Annotated in this window: 20 protein-coding genes and 1 tRNA gene; 16 read left to right on the top strand and 5 right to left on the bottom strand. The window is 51.5% G+C overall.

Annotated features, from left to right (window positions below):
* The first annotated feature begins 29 nt into the window (after positions 1-29).
* The 5 genes from H142_RS0103925 to H142_RS0103905 all read left to right on the top strand — a co-directional run bounded on the left by H142_RS0103925 (position 30) and on the right by H142_RS0103905 (position 2,325).
* A tRNA-Leu gene (locus H142_RS0103925) sits at positions 30-116 on the top strand.
* A gap of 127 nt (positions 117-243) precedes the next feature.
* The gene (queF, locus tag H142_RS0103920) at positions 244-708 is read left to right on the top strand and encodes a preQ(1) synthase (RefSeq protein WP_026147774.1); all 465 of its coding nucleotides are present in this window, start codon (positions 244-246) and stop codon (positions 706-708) included.
* A gap of 53 nt (positions 709-761) precedes the next feature.
* Entirely contained in the window at positions 762-1,589 is an 828-nt protein-coding gene (gene cysE, locus H142_RS0103915) for a serine O-acetyltransferase (protein WP_017930798.1), read from the top strand.
* On the top strand, positions 1,586-1,798 hold the full coding sequence (locus tag H142_RS0103910) for a DUF3126 family protein (protein ID WP_017930797.1): 213 nt from the start codon (positions 1,586-1,588) through the stop codon (positions 1,796-1,798). Before cysE ends, H142_RS0103910 begins: the two co-directional genes overlap by 4 nt.
* Positions 1,798-2,325: a gamma carbonic anhydrase family protein gene (locus H142_RS0103905; protein ID WP_017930796.1), complete on the top strand. Its 528-nt coding sequence runs from the start codon at positions 1,798-1,800 to the stop codon at positions 2,323-2,325. The genes H142_RS0103910 and H142_RS0103905 overlap by 1 nt, the downstream gene beginning before the upstream one ends.
* Before the next feature lie 12 nt (positions 2,326-2,337).
* On the opposite strand, the gene H142_RS0103900 is transcribed toward H142_RS0103905, so the two are convergent.
* The 3 genes from H142_RS0103900 to H142_RS0103890 are packed head-to-tail and all read right to left on the bottom strand — an operon-like array spanning position 2,338 to position 3,920.
* The gene (locus H142_RS0103900) at positions 2,338-2,676 is read right to left on the bottom strand and encodes a zinc ribbon domain-containing protein YjdM (protein WP_017930795.1); all 339 of its coding nucleotides are present in this window, start codon (positions 2,674-2,676) and stop codon (positions 2,338-2,340) included.
* Complete coding sequence (locus H142_RS0103895) at positions 2,669-3,358, bottom strand: trimeric intracellular cation channel family protein (RefSeq protein WP_017930794.1); 690 nt, start codon at positions 3,356-3,358, stop codon at positions 2,669-2,671. The genes H142_RS0103900 and H142_RS0103895 overlap by 8 nt, the downstream gene beginning before the upstream one ends.
* 4 nt (positions 3,359-3,362) lie before the next feature.
* A complete protein-coding gene (locus H142_RS0103890; RefSeq protein WP_017930793.1) occupies positions 3,363-3,920 on the bottom strand; it encodes a hypothetical protein in 558 nt (185 codons plus the stop codon).
* A 56-nt stretch (positions 3,921-3,976) separates the two neighbouring features.
* On the opposite strand from H142_RS0103890, the gene H142_RS0103885 reads away from it, so the two are divergent.
* The 4 genes from H142_RS0103885 to H142_RS14230 all read left to right on the top strand — a co-directional run bounded on the left by H142_RS0103885 (position 3,977) and on the right by H142_RS14230 (position 8,118).
* Positions 3,977-4,498 carry a dihydrofolate reductase gene (locus tag H142_RS0103885; RefSeq protein ID WP_017930792.1) on the top strand — a complete coding sequence of 174 codons (522 nt, stop codon included), beginning with the start codon at positions 3,977-3,979 and terminating at the stop codon, positions 4,496-4,498.
* A gap of 51 nt (positions 4,499-4,549) precedes the next feature.
* Complete coding sequence (hflK, locus tag H142_RS0103880) at positions 4,550-5,689, top strand: FtsH protease activity modulator HflK (RefSeq protein ID WP_017930791.1); 1,140 nt, start codon at positions 4,550-4,552, stop codon at positions 5,687-5,689.
* A gap of 9 nt (positions 5,690-5,698) precedes the next feature.
* On the top strand, positions 5,699-6,601 hold the full coding sequence (gene hflC, locus H142_RS0103875) for a protease modulator HflC (protein ID WP_017930790.1): 903 nt from the start codon (positions 5,699-5,701) through the stop codon (positions 6,599-6,601).
* 98 nt (positions 6,602-6,699) lie between these two features.
* Positions 6,700-8,118 (top strand): Do family serine endopeptidase, encoded by a 1,419-nt coding sequence (locus tag H142_RS14230; protein WP_017930789.1) that lies wholly within the window; start codon positions 6,700-6,702, stop codon positions 8,116-8,118.
* Here the strand turns inward: H142_RS14230 and serB are convergent.
* Positions 8,115-9,026, bottom strand: coding sequence for a phosphoserine phosphatase SerB (serB, locus tag H142_RS0103865; RefSeq protein WP_017930788.1), 912 nt, complete (start codon positions 9,024-9,026; stop codon positions 8,115-8,117). The genes H142_RS14230 and serB overlap by 4 nt on opposite strands.
* Positions 9,027-9,041: 15 nt before the next feature.
* Here serB and miaA point away from each other — a divergent pair, with 15 nt between their 5' ends.
* From miaA to rodA, 7 genes are all read left to right on the top strand, one after another.
* Positions 9,042-9,965 (top strand): tRNA (adenosine(37)-N6)-dimethylallyltransferase MiaA, encoded by a 924-nt coding sequence (miaA, locus tag H142_RS14225; protein WP_017930787.1) that lies wholly within the window; start codon positions 9,042-9,044, stop codon positions 9,963-9,965.
* 173 nt (positions 9,966-10,138) lie between these two features.
* The gene (locus H142_RS14220; RefSeq protein WP_017930786.1) at positions 10,139-10,837 is read left to right on the top strand and encodes a TVP38/TMEM64 family protein; all 699 of its coding nucleotides are present in this window, start codon (positions 10,139-10,141) and stop codon (positions 10,835-10,837) included.
* Positions 10,838-10,982: 145 nt separating this feature from the next.
* Positions 10,983-12,023: a rod shape-determining protein gene (locus H142_RS0103850; protein ID WP_017930785.1), complete on the top strand. Its 1,041-nt coding sequence runs from the start codon at positions 10,983-10,985 to the stop codon at positions 12,021-12,023.
* 37 nt (positions 12,024-12,060) lie between these two features.
* Positions 12,061-13,047, top strand: coding sequence for a rod shape-determining protein MreC (mreC, locus tag H142_RS16105; protein ID WP_017930784.1), 987 nt, complete (start codon positions 12,061-12,063; stop codon positions 13,045-13,047).
* Positions 13,044-13,577 (top strand): hypothetical protein, encoded by a 534-nt coding sequence (locus tag H142_RS0103840; RefSeq protein WP_017930783.1) that lies wholly within the window; start codon positions 13,044-13,046, stop codon positions 13,575-13,577. The genes mreC and H142_RS0103840 overlap by 4 nt, the downstream gene beginning before the upstream one ends.
* Positions 13,574-15,421, top strand: coding sequence for a penicillin-binding protein 2 (gene mrdA, locus H142_RS0103835; RefSeq protein WP_017930782.1), 1,848 nt, complete (start codon positions 13,574-13,576; stop codon positions 15,419-15,421). Before H142_RS0103840 ends, mrdA begins: the two co-directional genes overlap by 4 nt.
* On the top strand, positions 15,421-16,563 hold the full coding sequence (rodA, locus tag H142_RS0103830; protein WP_017930781.1) for a rod shape-determining protein RodA: 1,143 nt from the start codon (positions 15,421-15,423) through the stop codon (positions 16,561-16,563). The genes mrdA and rodA overlap by 1 nt, the downstream gene beginning before the upstream one ends.
* Before the next feature lie 9 nt (positions 16,564-16,572).
* Here rodA and H142_RS0103825 read toward each other — a convergent pair whose 3' ends face one another.
* Positions 16,573-17,475, bottom strand: coding sequence for a response regulator (locus H142_RS0103825; protein ID WP_017930780.1), 903 nt, complete (start codon positions 17,473-17,475; stop codon positions 16,573-16,575).
* Positions 17,476-17,560 lie beyond the last annotated feature (85 nt).

Raw genomic sequence — 17,560 nt, 5'->3', positions numbered from 1 at the left:
GTTGGACTATAGAGCGCGCTCAATTCACTGCGGGCGTGGTGGAATTGGTAGACACGCAAGACTTAAAATCTTGTTCCTGTATAGGAGTGCCGGTTCGATTCCGGCCGCCCGCACCAACCTTCGTCCTGACGGACTTCAGTTGGCAGGCCATCCGGCACAAATATTTGTTGCTGGGACGTGCTGCGAAGGTTGTCCCGCCATAGCCTAAAAGGCGACGGCGGACATTTTATTACTGAGGCTCCTATGACCGAAACCCGTTACGATAAATTAGGCCAACTCGGCGGCAATACCGCCTTGCCGCAGAGCCCTGACGAGGCGCAGTTGGAACGCGTAGATAATCCCTGCGCGGATGAGCCGTATCTTGTGCGTCTGGTTTGCCCTGAATTTACCTCGATTTGCCCTGTGACGGGCGCGCCGGATTTTGCCCATATTGTTGTGGATTATGTGCCAGATGAATACTTGGTAGAGAGTAAGAGCTTTAAGCTCTATATGGGCAGTTTTCGCAATCACGGCGACTTTCACGAGGCGTGTATTACCTCTATTGGTAAGCGCCTCGTCGCCGAGCTTAAGCCGCACTGGCTACGCATTGGCGGTTATTGGTATCCGCGCGGCGGCATCCCGATTGATGTTTTTTATCAAAACGGCAAATGCCCCGAAGGCGTTTGGGTGCCCGATCAAGGCGTTGCCCCCTATCGCGGACGCGGTTAATCCTCTAAGCGCGTAGGCGTATTATTCTGTGCGCCCTAAAGACGGAGGCCGAAATGACGAAAATGACCGTGGTCAACACGCCCGAACAAATGGCGATGTCAAAGCCTTGCACCTGGACGCAGCTCAATGAGGAAGCCGCGCGCACAGCCGTGCAGGAGCGCGCCATGGCGTCCATGCTGCATGATTTGATATTGGGGCAAAAATCGTTTCAATCCGCGCTGGCCAACCATCTGGCTGAAAAACTGGCCAATGCAGAGTTTAAAGCTATTCATATTCGCGAGACGATTGCGGACGCTTACAATGCCGACCCGTCTATGATTAAATCAGCCTCTGCCGACCTTTTAGCCGTGCGCCAGCGTGACCCTGCGGCCACATCATGCCTGCAAGTCTTTTTGTATTTCAAAGGCTTTTTGGCGCTGCAGACATACCGGATTACGCATTATTTGTTTACGCAGGGCCGCGATATGTTTGCCTATCATCTGCAGAGCCGCTGTTCAGAGCTGTTTGGCGTTGATATCCATCCGGCAGCGAAAATTGGCCACGGTATTATGCTTGATCATGCTACCGGCATCGTGATTGGCGAAACGGCTGTTGTCGGAGATGGCTGTTCGCTTTTGCACGGCGTGACCTTGGGCGGAACGGGCAAAGAGCACCAAGACCGCCACCCCAAAGTGGGCGAGGGCGTTCTTATCGGCGCAGGCGCGAAAATACTTGGCAATATCACCATCGGTGATCACGCCCGAATTGCAGCCGGATCTGTTGTGCTTAGCGCTGTATCCTCTCATTGCACCGTTGCGGGCGTGCCCGCCAAACCGATCGGCGGGCCGTGTAAAAACCCTGCGCAAAATATGAATCAAAATATACTTAAGGATGACACATGACTCCCACACAGATTTCTACCGTTAAAGCCTATCTGCAGAAACGTTTCGGCATTGACGGATTTGACCTGCGCGCGCGCAAAGTCGCCGACAGCGTCGAGGTTTATCTCAATGATGAAATTCTAGGCCTGCTTTATATTGATGACGAAGACGCCGACGATATCTCATATGATCTGAATATCTCTATTTTGCAGCAGGATCTGACTGACTAATGAGCCTTTACGCCCTTGGTGACATTAGCCCGCAACTTCCCGAAGACGGCTCGCATTATATCGCGCCCGGTGCGCATGTAATGGGTAATGTCAAATTAATGGCGCATAGCTCTGTCTGGTTTGGCGCAGTATTGCGCGGCGATAATGACCTGATTACGGTCGGCGAGCGCAGTAATGTGCAGGATAATTCCGTGCTGCATACTGATCCGGGATGTCCGCTGACCATTGGCTCTGATGTCACAATCGGTCACCGCGTTATGCTGCATGGCTGCATAATCGGCGATAACAGCCTGATCGGGATTGGCAGCACAATTTTAAACAGAACCCGCATCGGTAAAAACTGCCTGATCGGCGCCCATTCGCTGATTACCGAAGGTAAAGATATCCCCGAAGGCTCCATGGTCATGGGCAGCCCGGGCAAGGTGGTCAAACAGCTCACCGAGGCGCAAATCGCCATGCTAAAGATGAGCGCACAGATATATGTGGCCAACGCCAAACGCTATCGGAACGAGCTACGGGCGTTGTAATAAACCCTAACTCTAACCTGACTTCTTCACAAATTCAGTTTTGAGTTTCATCGCGCCAAAGCCGTCAATTTTACAGTCAATATCGTGATCTTCGTCGACAAGCCGCCCGATTTTGACCTTTGTCCCGACTTTTACGGTTTTGGACGTGCCGCGCACTTTTAGATCTTTAATTAAGGTTACCATATCGCCCTCGGCCAGGTCATTGCCGTTGACGTCGCGGTAGACTTTTTCGCCGCTTACGGCGTTATCGGGGTTCCACTCATGTGTGCACATGGGACAGATCAGTAGCGCGCCATCTTGATAAGTGAATTCGGCTTCGCACTTTGGGCATTTTGGAAGTAGTTCACTCATTATCTTTGTCCATCTCTTCCATAATATATTCCGCGTCGCTTTTGCGCTCGGCATGGCGATAATTTGGAAAATCCAATGACCAGCTAAACAAGAGTGCCGCAATGCGCAAGGCGGCCGCCGCGCTCATCGCTATGGCGGCGCGGATCTCGAACCCTAAAGTGTCGGGCAGGGCGACAAATAATGCTCCGCCTAGGAGCGCGGCGCTGATGTAAATTTCTTTAGAAAACAAAATTGGGCGCTCTGAGCAGATCACGTCACGCACTATGCCGCCAAAGGTGGCGCTCATCGCGCCGAACAGAATCGCGATTATGGGATGCGAGCCTGTGCGCAGCGCGATGGCTGTTCCAAGTACGGAAAACAGCGCCATACCGATGGCGTCAGCATAAATCAGCCATTTCATCGTGCGTCCCATAAAGACGCGGTAGAAGATACAGGCCAAAGCCGCGACGGCGAAACAGATGAAAATATCGTTCGGCGTTGTCACCCAAGTCACAGGCGTTCGCCCGATGAGGAGGTCGCGAATCGTGCCGCCGCCAATTCCGGTTAGCGTCGCGACAAAGGCGACGCCGATAATATCCATGCGCTTGTTTAGTCCCATCAAGGACCCGCTCAGCGCAAAAACGGCTGTCCCGATATAGGCAAGTATTGCGAAAGACAGGGGCATTATGACGGCATTTTCCATATGTCTAAGCCTTACTTTTGTCGATTGTGCGCCGGACAATCCACCATATCACAAATGCGCCGAGCATTTTGCCTGCAATCGATATCGTGACATTAGGCACGGTGAGTTGATTGTCACGAATCATTTCCGCGCCATAGAGAAATATAGTTGTGTCGAGCGGCGCTGCGAGGGCGGAGGACACCAGCACGCGGGTTGAGAGCTTGTATTTCGTGAATGTGAACATCGCCCAGTCTATGATCTCGGAAATAGCAAACGCTGCGCCGCTGGCCAGCGCCAGTTCTTTGCCCGCGAAAACCGCGGTCAGCATCAAGGCAATGGCCATAGCGATCAGGACGTTGTGGCCGATTTCACGCTGCGCGAAATCGCGCACAACAAGAACAAGACCCGTAACGATGGTAACTGGATTAAAGGCCCAGCCCGGCAGCAACTCCCACATCGGCGCCCATGTAAAACTCCAATTGATAAATGGAATCAGCAGCACATAGACTAGCGTAAACGGAATGGCCCATATCGGCTTTTCACGGCTTTCAGAAATCTCTGCAGGTTCGGAATAGGTCGACATGCCGCTCTATACTCCGGTGGCTGTATTGTGTAACCCCCGTTAATGAGTAGAGAGTTATGAGCACAGACCCGAAATTTTCGCTAATTGTGGCCAAGTCGCGTAACGGCGTTATTGGCCTCGATGGTGACTTACCGTGGCGTCTGTCCGGCGACCTGAAGATGTTTAAACGCGTCACATTAGGCAAGCCGGTGATAATGGGCCGCAAAACATGGGAGAGCCTGCCTTTTCCACTCCCCGGGCGTCCCAATCTGGTCGTTAGCCGGGACAGTGATTACGTTGCGAAAAAGGCCGAGACCTTTAGCCTCATTCACGATGCCATCGGGCGCGGTTATGAACTCGCAGGCAGTAGCGGCGCGGACGAAGTTATGCTCATTGGCGGCGCGCAACTGTATGCGAAATTGATGAAATATTGCGACCGCATGTATATTACAGAGGTCGATATAATGATTGAGGGCGACGCTCATTTTCCGGCTGTCAACGAAGCGCAGTGGAGACTGTCTCAACACACAGACTGGATGCAGGGTGAGGATGACGACTATCGCTACCGTTTCCTGCAATATGAGCGTGAAACATCTTGATAATGGGCGTGGCGCTGCCCACATAGACAATAACATATTAGCGGAGACAACATGAACGATAAGATTGAAGGCGATCTGAATAATGGGTCCCCATGGGGAAGCGGATCAGGCGGTAATGGCGGCGGTAAGAAACCCGGCGGCCCGTGGGGCAACGGTAATGGCGGTCCTCGACCCGTGCGTCCGGTCAAACCGCGCGCAAATCCAGGCCCGCAGGATTTTGAAAAAGCTGTCGAGCAGCTTAAATCCCGGTTCGGCGGGGGTCGCAAAGGCGGCCCTAACGGTCCGGGCGGCGCGAAATCAGGTAAAGGCATTCCGCTTCCACTTCTTGTTCTTGGCGCGCTGGGCTTTTTCCTTGTGGTCACATCCGTTTATAAAGTCGATGTTGGTGAAGAGGCCGTTATTTTGCGTTTTGGCCAATATAGCCGTACAACGGCGCCGGGCCTTCATGTGAAAATGCCGACCCCCTTAGAGATTAAAGAACTCGTCGATGTAGAGCGTGAACGCTCTGTGGATATCGGCACGTCGTCAGAAAATTTAATGCTGACCGGGGATGAGAAAATTGCCCGTGTAGCATATTCCGTGCGCTGGCGCGTCGGAGATTCTGCGGATTATGTGTTTAACGTTGCCGACGTCCCGAGCGCCGTTCAGGATGTGGCCGAAAGCGCAATGCGTGAAGTTGTCGGCAAAACAACACTTGAGGATCTCAGTACGTCAGGCCGTGATATTGTTGCGCAGCGTGTTCAGGTTTTGATGCAGGAAATGCTCGATGATTATCAGGCGGGCGTTATCGTCTCGCAAGTCGAACTTAAAGAGGCGCAGGAACCCCGCGCCGTTGAGCAGGCCTTTCTGGACGTTGTTGATGCCAAGCAGGATGCCGAACAATCTATCCTCAAAGCCAAAGCGGTCGAAAATACGGTGATTCCCCAATCCAAAGCCCAAGGCGATCAACTTATTCAAGAGGCGCGCGGTTACAAAGAAGCCGTCATCGCCGATGCCAAGGGTAATGCCGCGCGCTTTGATTCTGTCTATCAAGAATACAGGCGCGCCCCTCGCGTGACCCGCCAGCGTATCTATCTTGAGACGATGGAAGAGGTTTACAAAGGTAAGCCTAAAATTATTATTGATGGCAATGCCGGCAGTGGCGTCGTGCCGTATCTGCCGCTGGATCAAATCAAGAAAACTAACAATTAGGGGATGATGATGAAGCGTTCTTTCTTGGCCATAATTATGGCCGTAATCGTTGGCATCGGCCTGATGTTATCCGTCTATACCGTTAAAGAAATGGAGCAGGCGCTTATTCTCCAATTTGGTGAATATAAACGCGTGGTCAATCCGTGGGACGGCAATGCCAAAGGCTCTGACGCCGGACTGAAATATAAGTGGCCCTGGGAACAGGTCGTCATTTTGGACCGCCGCAATCTGGAATTGGATTTCGATCCGGTCCGCATTCGTGATGTGAACTCCAACCCTCTCCTCGTCGACGCCTTTGTGCGCTACCGTATTACTGATCCTGTACAATATTATCAGCGCTTTAAAACCGAAGCGCGTTTGAAAACCAGTTTCAAACCTATTGTCGAAGCCAGCCTGCGTGACAGTCTCGGTAAGGTAGATACACCAACCATTATCGCCGGTAAACGTGCCGAGTTAATGCAGGACATTCAGAACGCGGCTAATGCGGCGGCCAGCGGTGCCAATTACGGCATAGAGGTTATTGATGTGCGTATTAAACGCGCTGACTATCCGGATGAAGTTGCTGAGTCAGTTTTTGGCCGGATGCGGGCTGACCGTTTCGAAGTTGCAACCGATCTTCGCGAAAAAGGTAAAGAAGACGCGGCGCGGATTGAAAACGATGCGAAACGTCGGGCGCAAGTTATCCTCGCTGAAGCGCGTGAAGAAGCCGAGCGCACAAAAGGTGAGGGCGATGCTGAACGGACGCGTATATACGCCGAAGTTCATAGTCAGGATGCTGAGTTTTATCAATTTTACCGCTCAATGGAAGCTTACCGTGAAGGTCTGGCCGGGAATGAGACGCAATATATTCTGTCGCCGGATAGCGATGAATATCTGTCCTACCTCGGTAGCCAGAGCGGACGCAAGCGCTAGACATCGCGCCGGGGCGCATATTTGCGCCTCACGAAAAATTAAGTTGCGTCCGGCGGCCAATTTGGCAGGCTGGACGTAATTATGTAAAGGATACGACTATGACAGTTATGCGCGCCGCTCTGCTCGGTTCAGCTCTGCTGACATCATCATTTGCGGCGCAATATGTTTTTGCGCCCCTTGCTTCTGCGCAGGTCTCCCGCCCCGTCGATTTTGTCGATCTGGCTGAGCGATTATCGCCCGCAGTGGTCAATATCTCGACATCACAAAATATCGAGCCGAATGTCGAAATGCCTGATTTTCCAAATGGGTCACCGCTGGAACGGTTCAATGATTTCTTCGGGAATGGCGAAGGCCGCATCGCCTCTTCGCTAGGCTCCGGTTTTGTCGTTAATAAGAACGGTACGATTCTGACCAATAACCACGTTATTGTAGACGCTGACGTGATTGAAGTGACCTTTCCTGACGGCGAAACCTATACTGCAAAGCTGATTGGCCGTGACCCAAAAACCGATGTTGCTGTCCTTAAAATCGAGGCCGGGCGCGATCTCCCCTTTGTCGAAATCGCCAATAGCGATGATGTCAAAGTCGGTGAATGGGTCATGGCGATCGGCAACCCTTTTGGGTATGCGGGTACGGTTACGGTCGGCATTGTATCCGCCCGTAACCGCAATCTCGGTAATAATGCATTTGATGATTTTATTCAAAGCGATGTGGCGATTAACAAAGGTAATTCCGGCGGGCCATTATTTAATATGGATGGCAAAGTCGTCGGTATGAATACGGCGATTATTTCGCCGACAGGCGGGTCTATCGGCCTGTCATTTACCACTCCCATTAATATAGTATCGCAGGTCTCTAGCCAGCTCGAAAACTATGGCGAGACCCGGCGCGGTTATCTGGGCGCCAATGTGCAGCCTGTGACGGCAGACATTGCCGCCAGTTACAAATTGAATGATGCCAAAGGCGCGCTCATTAAAAAGGTTGAAAAAGACGGCCCTGCCGATAAGGCGGGACTGCAGGTGGGAGATATTATTCTGTCCTATAATGGTGTGGAACTTGAAAAATCTTCAGATATTTTTCTCAAAGTCGCAGACACTAAAATCGACAGTGCTGTGAAGGTGCGCTATCTTCGCAAAGGCAAACGCGTTGATACGGCAAATGTCACGATCACGCGCCTGAAAGAAGACCCAGCCGAGATACAGGACGGTGAAGTGCAAGCGGCTAAAGTCGTGGCTATGGGTGTTGCCGCCGAGTCTCTTACGCCTGCACTGCGCCGCAAATACCGCATTCCGGGTGACGTGAACGGTGTGCTGATCACCCATATTAAAAGCCGCTCAGCTGCATCCGGGAAACTTCGTGTCGGCGATGTAATATCGCAAATTGAGTATAAAGACGTAAAGAATGTTGAGGACTTCAAGTCAAAGGTAGATGCGGCGTCGAAAGAGGGTTTGCCGATCATGATTTTAGTTAATCGCGGCGGTTATCCAGTTATTTATTCGGTTCGCGACAGTAGCTAATCCGCTATAAACTCTGAGTCATTATAGCCCTGAAAATATAGAGCTGTTGTCAGGTCGGTGTGATTAATCGCGCAGTGCGCGGCGGCCGCGACGGCTGGTTTTGCGCGATAGGCAATCCCCAATCCCGCCGTCGTAATCATCGCCAAATCATTAGCGCCGTCACCTATGGCGAGCGCTGCAGCTGGACCGCCAATATCGGCGCTATATGTTTCCAGTGAAGCTTTTTTGGCTTCACGTCCCAAAATCGGTATTTTCACTTTGCCCGTCAAAACCGCGCCATCATCCAATAATATATTGGCTTGGTTGTGATCAAAGCCCGCAGCGTTTGCGACGCGCTGTGAAAAGAAGGTGAATCCGCCTGACACAATGACGGTCTTTGCGCCATTAGCCGCCATTGTTCGGGCTAGGATACGTGCGCCCTTATTCATTGTAATGCGCTGATCGAAGCAGGTTTGCAGCGTCGATAGCGGCAATCCTTTTAAGAGTCCTACGCGCTCCGTCAGTGCTGCGTCAAAATCCAGTTCACCGCGCATGGCGCGTTCTGTGATGCCAGCCACATATTCACCAGCCCCAGCGAAATCAGCCAGTTCATCAATGCATTCCTGCCCGATCAGCGTGCTGTCCATATCGCAAATCAACAGCGCCTTATTACGTGAATCTGTTGCGCTCATGACGGCCACATCGGCCTTTATTCCTAATGCGGCGAGGTCTTCAATAATTGCCGTTTGATAGGCCTTTCCGGACATCATAGTTTCAATGTGGGCTTCAAACGCCTTGGCTTCGGACAATACTTTATATGGGGATACACGGCTTGCGCGTTTCAAAGTGAGCGCCTCAAGTTCGAAAAACGTCTGCTCATCGGCAGCCGGGAGAACCCCGCAGACTATATAGCTTTTTACCTTACTCACCGCTAAACCCTGCCCATGATCACTCTTGAGAAAACAGTATTTTGTATTGCAGGCCCGACGGCCAGCGGCAAGAGCGCTGTTGCAGTGAAGCTTGCCAAAACTGTGGGCGGAGAGATTATCAATGCCGACTCGATGCAGGTCTATCGTGACCTGCATATCATCAGTGCGCGTCCTGAGAGTTCTGAAATGGACGGTGTGCCCCATCATTTGTTCGGTCATATTGATGGTGCGCAGCGTTATAATGTCGGTGCGTGGCTATCCGAAGCGGTTCTTATCGCGAAACAGATTAGCGCGCGCGGGCTACACCCGATATTTGTTGGTGGCACGGGTCTGTATTTCAAAGCTCTGACAGAGGGCCTCGCGGTCATTCCCGATGCCGGGAATGAGGCGCGTGAGCAGGCGGAAGCGATATTGCGAGATGAAGGGATATCCGCGTTGCGCGACCAAGCCGAGCATCTCGATTACATTGCTGCCGGGAAAGTCCTCGGCGATGACCCGCAGCGATTGCAGCGTATCGTGAGCGTTTCGCTCGGCACAGGCAAAGCGCTTTCAACATGGCAAGCGCAAACAGTTCCGGCGATTGCCGCAGAAAGCTGGACAGGGGCCGTCCTGATGCCTGACCGGGCCGCATTATATGCGCGTATTAACGGTCGGTTCGAAGCAATGGCAGAAAATGGCGGGCTGACTGAGGTTAGCAAGTTACAAGAGAGGGGGCTGTCTACATTATTGCCAGTTATGAAGGCGATCGGCGTGCCTGAGCTCATTCGCGCAGAAAACGCTGCTGACGAAATGGCGGTACTGTCCGAAATTGAGATGGCAAAGCAGCAAACGCGCCGCTTTGCCAAGCGCCAAATGACATGGTTTCGTAACCAAACGCCGTTATGGCCAAAATTTGACAGTGGGACGGCGCTGCTGGAGTACTGGCAAGACTTTGCGTAGATTTCTATTTGACCTATGAGGTCGGGTGAATTATTGCTTGAGTGTTCCAGTTTTGGAACAGTCATGCGTAAACTCTTAGTCTCATTTGAGACGGGCCGCTTTTAGCGGCTCTTTTTTTTAGCGTTTATCGCAGCTTAGCTTGGATAAAATATTAAATCACGCTAGGCCAAACTATGAGTAATTCACCCGAAAACCGCCTTAGACCAACTTTGCTTTTAATTGGCGGCGCGATTGCGGTCGTGGCGCTTTTTATGGTTGCGCGTCATGTTTTCGGTATAACCGAAAGTGACGTAAATACGCTTTTGTCAGGTCTCTCCGATTCACCATGGGCTGTTCTCATATTAATCCTGGTTTTCGTACTGGCCGCATTTATAGGTGTTCCGCAATGGGCTTTGATAGGGGCAAGCGTGATCGCTTTCGGTCCCGTCATGGGCGCGGCTTATAGCTGGCTTGCGACAATGATATCGGCGGCGGTCGATTTCTGGGCCGGGCGTCTCTTAGGTGAGAAGCATCTGGCAAGGTTGCGGCGTCCGTGGGTAGAGCGTTTTGTTGCGCGCCTCAGAAAAAGTGGATTTTGGGTAAGTTTCGGTGTTCGCCTCGTGCCAAGCGGCCCGTTTGTTTTGGTGAATATGGCGGCGGGAATGTCCGGCATGAAATTCATCCATTATCTTGGCGGTACGGCTCTGGGTATAATGCCTAAGATATTGGCGATTGCCTTTTTAGGGGAAAGTCTGATTGCAGCCTTGTCCGGTGATCCGTGGCGTATTGCTTTGGCGATGATCGGTTTTATTATTGTCATCGGGATTGGTTACGTCCTTGCCCGCAGCCGCGCGGCCAAACGCGCAAATATTTTGCCTGTGGAGCCGCTCTAATACAGCGAAATGCTTGCATTTAATTATCTAAAGCCGATAAGAACTTAACTCATTACTTACGACGAGTCGCTACATTTGATGCTGTCAGACTTTTAAGATAACTCGAATTGGCGGAGCGCATCACGGCGCGGCGGGATATAAATATATGCTCTCTAATCTTTTTGGACTTCTATCGGCTGATATCGCGATCGATCTCGGAACCGCTAACACCTTGGTCTACGTCAAAGGACGCGGCGTTGTTCTTAACGAACCGTCCGTTGTCGCTTTTTCTATGAAAAACGGCCGCAAGGTTGTTCACGCCGTTGGTCAGGACGCGAAAATGATGCTGGGACGTACGCCGGGTAACATTGAAGCCGTCCGGCCGATGAAAGACGGCGTGATTGCCGATTTCGAAGTCGCGGAAGAAATGATCAAACACTTCATCCAGAAGGTTCATAACCGCCGGAATTTAGTGCATCCTCAAGTCGTCATCTGCGTTCCGTCCGGCGCAACTGCTGTTGAGAAACGCGCGATTCACGATAGCGCAAAAGCCGCTGGCGCGCGTCAGGTGCATCTTATCCCTGAGCCGACTGCCGCGGCGCTGGGTGCCGGTCTTCCCATTCACGAGCCCTCGGGCTCTATGGTTGTTGATATTGGCGGCGGAACCACTGAAGTTGCGGTTCTCTCGCTGGATGGCGTGGTTTACTCACGCAGCGTACGCGTTGGCGGCGATAAAATGGACGACGCGATCATCCAATATATTCGCCGCACAACCAATTTACTTCTCGGTGAGATGAGCGCGGAGCGCGTGAAAAAAGAAATCGGTTCCGCGACAATGCCTGAAGATAATGAAGGCATGACAGTACAGATTAAGGGCCGCGATTTGATGAACGGCGTGCCGCGCGAAATCCGTGTCACAGAGGCCATGATTGCGGAGAGCTTGGCTGAACCCGTTGAGCAGATTGTCGAAGCCGTTAAAAATGCGCTGGAATCCACCCCTCCGGAACTCGCGGCTGATATTGTCGATAAAGGCATTATGTTGACCGGTGGCGGCGCCCTTTTGCGAAATCTAGATACTGAACTTCGCAACCGTACGGGGCTGCCAGTCTCTATCGCCGAAGATCCGCTGTTTTGCGTTGTTCGCGGCTGCGGTGCTGTTGTTGAAAATCTTAAGAAATGGAAGGGCGCGCTGTCTGCGGGTGTTTAACCGACACTTTTTCGCAACATGTGCGTAGGATCGGTTCATGGCACGTTATGATACCGACCCGTCCAATGCCCGCCAATCAATGGTGCGACGCGTCGCAATTCTTGCGCTGATCTTTGCCATTATTTTGTTTTTACTCGGACTTAATGGACGGCAACCCCTCGGAGGCGTACGTCAGCCTGCTGAGACTTTGAGTACCAAGGCTCTCAGTGTTTTAAATATGCCGGTTCGCGGCACTGAAAATCTGCTGTCAGGTTTTCGAGATTACCGCGATCTTGTCGAAAGAAATGGCACTTTGGAGGCTGAAAACACCCGCCTACGTCTTGTCGAGCAAGATTATAAGGCTGTTAAAGCCGAGGTGTCCTATCTGAAAGATATATTTGGCGCGGACATTGAAACGGGGCGGTTTCGAACGCGCATTACGGTGCGGGCTGTCAGTGAGCAAAACGGCCCATTTGTGCATTCCGCTCTAATTAATTCGGGAAGAAATCAAGGCGTTCAAAAGGGGCAGGCGGTTTTAACGAAGGACGGGCTCTATGGCCGCGTCATTCGGACAGGCCGAAGTTCGGCGCGGGTTATCTCTGTACGCGATCTAAGCAGCCGTATTCCGGTTATAAATTTACGGAGCCGTGAGCGGGCCATTCTTGCCGGAGATAATTCGGCCTCACCGCAGCTTAGTTTTGTCGGGGATGGGGACTGGGTAGATGGCGACGAAGTTGTAACCAGCGGGGATGACGGCGTTCTACCGCGCGGCCTGCCGATTGGCACCGTATTTGGTACCGAAGAGACGGGGCGGCGGGTTCGGCTATTCTCGCGCCGGTCGATTGATTGGATGTGGGTACAGCCGTTTTATGCCATTGCTCCTCCTGTCTCTGAGCTGTTGACCGATGAACTCGCAGACAATGAGGACGCCCCTATTGCGCCGCGCCGCGATGACAGACTCACGGCCTTGATTGAGCTTATTTCCGAGCAGTCTTTATCGCAGTCAGATACTCTTGCCGAGCCTGTGACGGAGCCGCAACCATGATGATCCGCGGACGTATCAGCCGATCTCAATCCGTCCTCTATGCCTTTCAAGGGCTGGGCTTCGGACTGATACTTGTTCTTGTATCGGCAATTGATTTTAGCAGTCCATGGCTAACCGTTACACCGCTATTTCTCCCGGCAGCGGCGATTTACTTATGGCCTTATCGCGCTGACTACGGCGTGTCTGTTTTCTGCGCGCTGCTTATCGGGCTGTTTCAAGACTTGGTTTCGGGAGGGCCGCTAGGGCTGTTTGCCTTGAGCTATGCACTTCTTTACGCCGTGACCAATCCGGCGCAGCAAATTCTGCCCAGAGCCAAGATATCTAATATCGTAATATACAGCCTGTGGTGTCTGGCGCTTAGTGCAATGACGTCCATATTTGGAGCCCTGTCATTGGGGAAGTTCCCTAACCTCGTCACCTTGCTGGCATGCGGGCTGCTATCGATACTTTTATTTGCCGTCATATTCTGGTTCCGTGATATACTAAATGCGCTGACGGGGCGCGTAGACCTTCGCCGGGCTCGGACATGAGTGACAGAGAAAAGTTAAACAAGGAATTTTCACGACGCGCTTTGGTTTTGGGCGGCGGGGGAATGACTCTATTTGGCATTATTGGCGCGCGATTGCATAATTTGCAGGTCGTTCACGGACAAGATTACCGGACGCTGTCTGAAAATAACCAGTTTAATTTTCAGATTATCGTGCCGGATCGCGGGCGGATCATAGACCGTAACGGTTTTGCGCTCGCTACGAACCGTATGGATTACCGGCTGATGATTGTTCCTGAGCGGATAGAAAACATAGATTTAACACTCAGGCATCTCTCAACATTTTTGGATATTGGAGAGAGACAATCACAGCGCATTCAACGTGATATCAAGCGCAATCGCGGTTTTGTCCCGGTTTTGATTGAAGATCATTTAACATGGGAACAGTTCGCCGCGTTAAACCTAAACTTGCCGGATCTGCCCGGCGTAATCCCGCAATCGGGCCAAACGCGGCAATATCCACCGGATGGCGAGTTTTCACATATCTTAGGCTATGTCGGTAAGCCCGGACCAAAGGCTCTGGAAGAAGACGATAACCCGCTGCTGCGGCAGCCGACGTTTCAGATCGGCAAAACCGGTGTTGAGGCTGTGGTCGATAAGCGCCTTCGGGGCGAGCGCGGCCGATTGAAAGTCGAAGTCAATGCGCTGGGCCGAATCGTGCGTGAATTCCCGAATGAATCGGATGCCGCACGTCCGGGCGAGGACGTTTATTTAACTATCGATTCAAAGCTACAAACGCAGACGGCTAAAGCCTTCGGCGAGGAAAGCGGCGGCGCAGTAGTAATGGACGTACAGACGGGAGAGCTTCGCGTATTGTTATCTATGCCGACATTTGACGCCAATTTATTTGTCAGCGGACTCACCCAAGCGGATATGGACCGCATGAACGCCGATGAGAAGCGCCCGCAATTTAATAAAGTCATTGGCGGTGGATATCCGCCAGCCTCAACTTTTAAGATGGTCGTCGCTATGGCCGGGCTGGAAAACGGTTTGATAAACCCAAATGAAAGCGTTTTTTGTAAAGGCAAAGTGCAGCTCGGCCCGCGGACGTTCCATTGCTGGAAACGCCGCGGTCATGGCCGGATGGATATGCGTAATGCTGTGAAGCATAGTTGTGATAGTTATTTTTATACAATGGCTGAGCGTATTGGGATAGACCGTATCAAACAGATGGGCCTTCGCATGGGTTTGGGTCAAACCTTTGATATTGGAATTGAGGGGCAGTCGCCGGGACTTCTCCCAGATGACGAATGGAAACGTAACCACCTTAATGATGCGTGGCGTACGGGCGATAGCTTTAATGCATCAATCGGTCAGGGTTTTGTTCTGGCCACGCCGCTACAACTTGCCGTTATGGCCGCACGACTTGCTAATGGCAAATATGCCGTGACTCCGCATCTTATTGTTGGTGGCGGCGTTCCCGATTTTGATCTTTTGAAGGTCAACCCTGAACACTTAGGACATATGCAAAGCGCGATGTATGCGGTTTGCGAAGAACCCGGAGGGACAGCGTATCGTCCGAATTCTATGGGTTTTGAAGGGGTGAAAATGGCCGGAAAAACGGGCACAGGCCAAGTCAAAGGAATATCTGCTGCAGAGCGCGCCGTACGCGTACGCAGAAATGAAGAACTTCCCTGGAAGTTTCGCGATCACTCAATTTTTGTCGGTTATGCGCCTTTCGATAATCCGCGCTTCGCCGCGAGCTGCATTGTCGAGCATGGCGGCTCCGGGGCGAGAAAAGCGGCTGATATGGTCCGCGGCATGCTCCGAAGCGCGCTCGCTTCTGATGGATATGAGACGCGCGCAAACCTTACAGAGGACATGTAATGATTACCCGGCGATCTGAATATGGGGGGTTGCGTGGAAAGCTATTCGAGATTGACTGGCTGCTTCCGACGCTGATTTTTATGACGGGCTTGCTGGGCGTAGCTATGATCTACGCCTCGACCAAAGGCGTCTGGGATGCAGGCGCCCAGCAACATTTGACGCGTTTGATTATGGGGTTGTCCCTGATGATTCTGATTGCCGTTATTGATTTTCGCTTTTGGTTCGGTATGGCCTATCCGGCATATCTCGCATCGCTTTTATTGTTGATTGGCGTTGAGGTGTTTGGTGTATCCGTAAATGGATCACAGCGCTGGCTGGACATATATGTGACGCGAATACAGCCTTCGGAAATTATGAAGCTGGCAGTGGTTCTTGCTCTCGCCAGATTTTATCATGATTTACCGGACTGGCGCATCTCAAAGCCGACAGGGGTTCTCGGCGCATTAATTATCATTGCTTTGCCGGCATTGCTGGTTTTGCGGCAGCCCGACCTTGGAACCACCCTGCTTATTATCGCCCCGGGACTCATGATTATTTTTCTGGCAGGCGTACGGTGGCGCATTATCGGCAGCGGCCTTATCGCTGCCGCTATCGCTGTACCGCTATTTTATAAATTTGGTCTTAAAGACTATCAGCGTGAACGCATTTGGACATTTTTGGATCCGTCGCGGGATCCGTCAGGGGCCAGCTATCATATCACCCAGTCAAAGATTGCTCTGGGATCGGGCGGAGTTAACGGTAAAGGCTTTATGAAAGGCACCCAGGCTAATCTCGATTACGTGCCCGAAAACCGTACCGATTTTATTTTCACTGTTATCGGCGAACAGTTCGGCCTTCTAGGTGGAATAGGCATGATGGCGCTTTATATGGGTATAGCGGCGATATGCATGATTATTGCGGCGCGAATGAAAAACGTGTTCTCTAAGTTAATGATAGCAGGGATTACCGCGACATTTATGCTCTATGTCTATATCAATCTGGCGATGGTCACGGGCCTCGCGCCCGTTGTTGGTGTACCGCTCCCGTTGATTTCTTACGGCGGCACAGTGATGCTGGTTGTTCTCGCCGGTTTCGGTCTAATTTTGTCCGCCCATGTTCACCGCAATTCGGATTTGCCGCGCGGCGCAGGTTTGCTGTTATAGCCCGCAGTTCTAAGACATTTCTCGTACAAACACTCTTAAAGCCTTTTTTCCGCGCGAAATCGCAGCATCAAGCTGCGCTAATATCGGGCCGGCTTGAGCAGGGCTCGCTTTGGACAGGGTTGCGGCAATGCCGGATATTTCGCTCAGACCAATATTTGCTGCTGCGCCTTTGAGCGCGTGACCAGCTTGCCCAAGTTCATGATCGTTCCATTGGTCGAAAGCTGCGGCCATATCCTTATAAAGACCGTCTGCAATAGCCCAGAATGATTTAAATACAGATTTTAAATCAGAAATATCATATTGCGCGGCTAGGGTCCCGATAATACTGGCATCAATAACACAGCTGCCTTGTGATATTTTAAAGTCAGGATCACGCGGTAGATTATGTTCTATCTCGAAATGTGTTTCCAATATATGGGCTAAGGCGTCAGGTCTAAGCGGTTTGGCTATAACGTGATCGACCCCGCTATGTTGATAGGTATATTTTTCCGAAGGGGAATCGTAGGCGGTGAGGGCAACGATTATAGTCGTCTGATTTGCACCCGAATGGCGCCTTAAATATTGCGTCGCCTCTATACCGTTAAGCTGCGGCATATCAATGTCCATAAGAATGAGATCGAATTTTTGTATACGGCACGCCCCGATAACCTCATATCCATTATTGACAAGCGTTGGGTTAAATCCGCAGCGTTGTAACAGAGTCCGGGTTAAAACCCGGTTTGTGTAATTGTCTTCCGCAACTAGAACATTCAGCATATTTGCAGTTTTAGAGACCGGTTTGGATTGTGTTAAAGAGTTTTCACTGCGCGGTTTGGACGTGCTGTGAAGTTTTGAGTGTCCGCCGTCTTTCGGTGCAGCAGCACTTTTTTCGGTTTGCGGAGTAAGAGAAATATTGGATTTTGGGGCAAGCATAACAACTCCGAAGCTAATATATTTTCAACCTAAGATTAAATTATAACCAATGTGTAAAAAAACGCGATTAACTTGCTGCAGACAG

Source organism: Robiginitomaculum antarcticum DSM 21748 (assembly GCF_000365025.1).
Classification (GTDB): Bacteria; Pseudomonadota; Alphaproteobacteria; order Caulobacterales; family Maricaulaceae; genus Robiginitomaculum; species Robiginitomaculum antarcticum.
The sequence above is the reverse complement of the archived record's forward strand: the minus strand, read 5'-3'. Positions and strand labels throughout refer to the sequence as shown.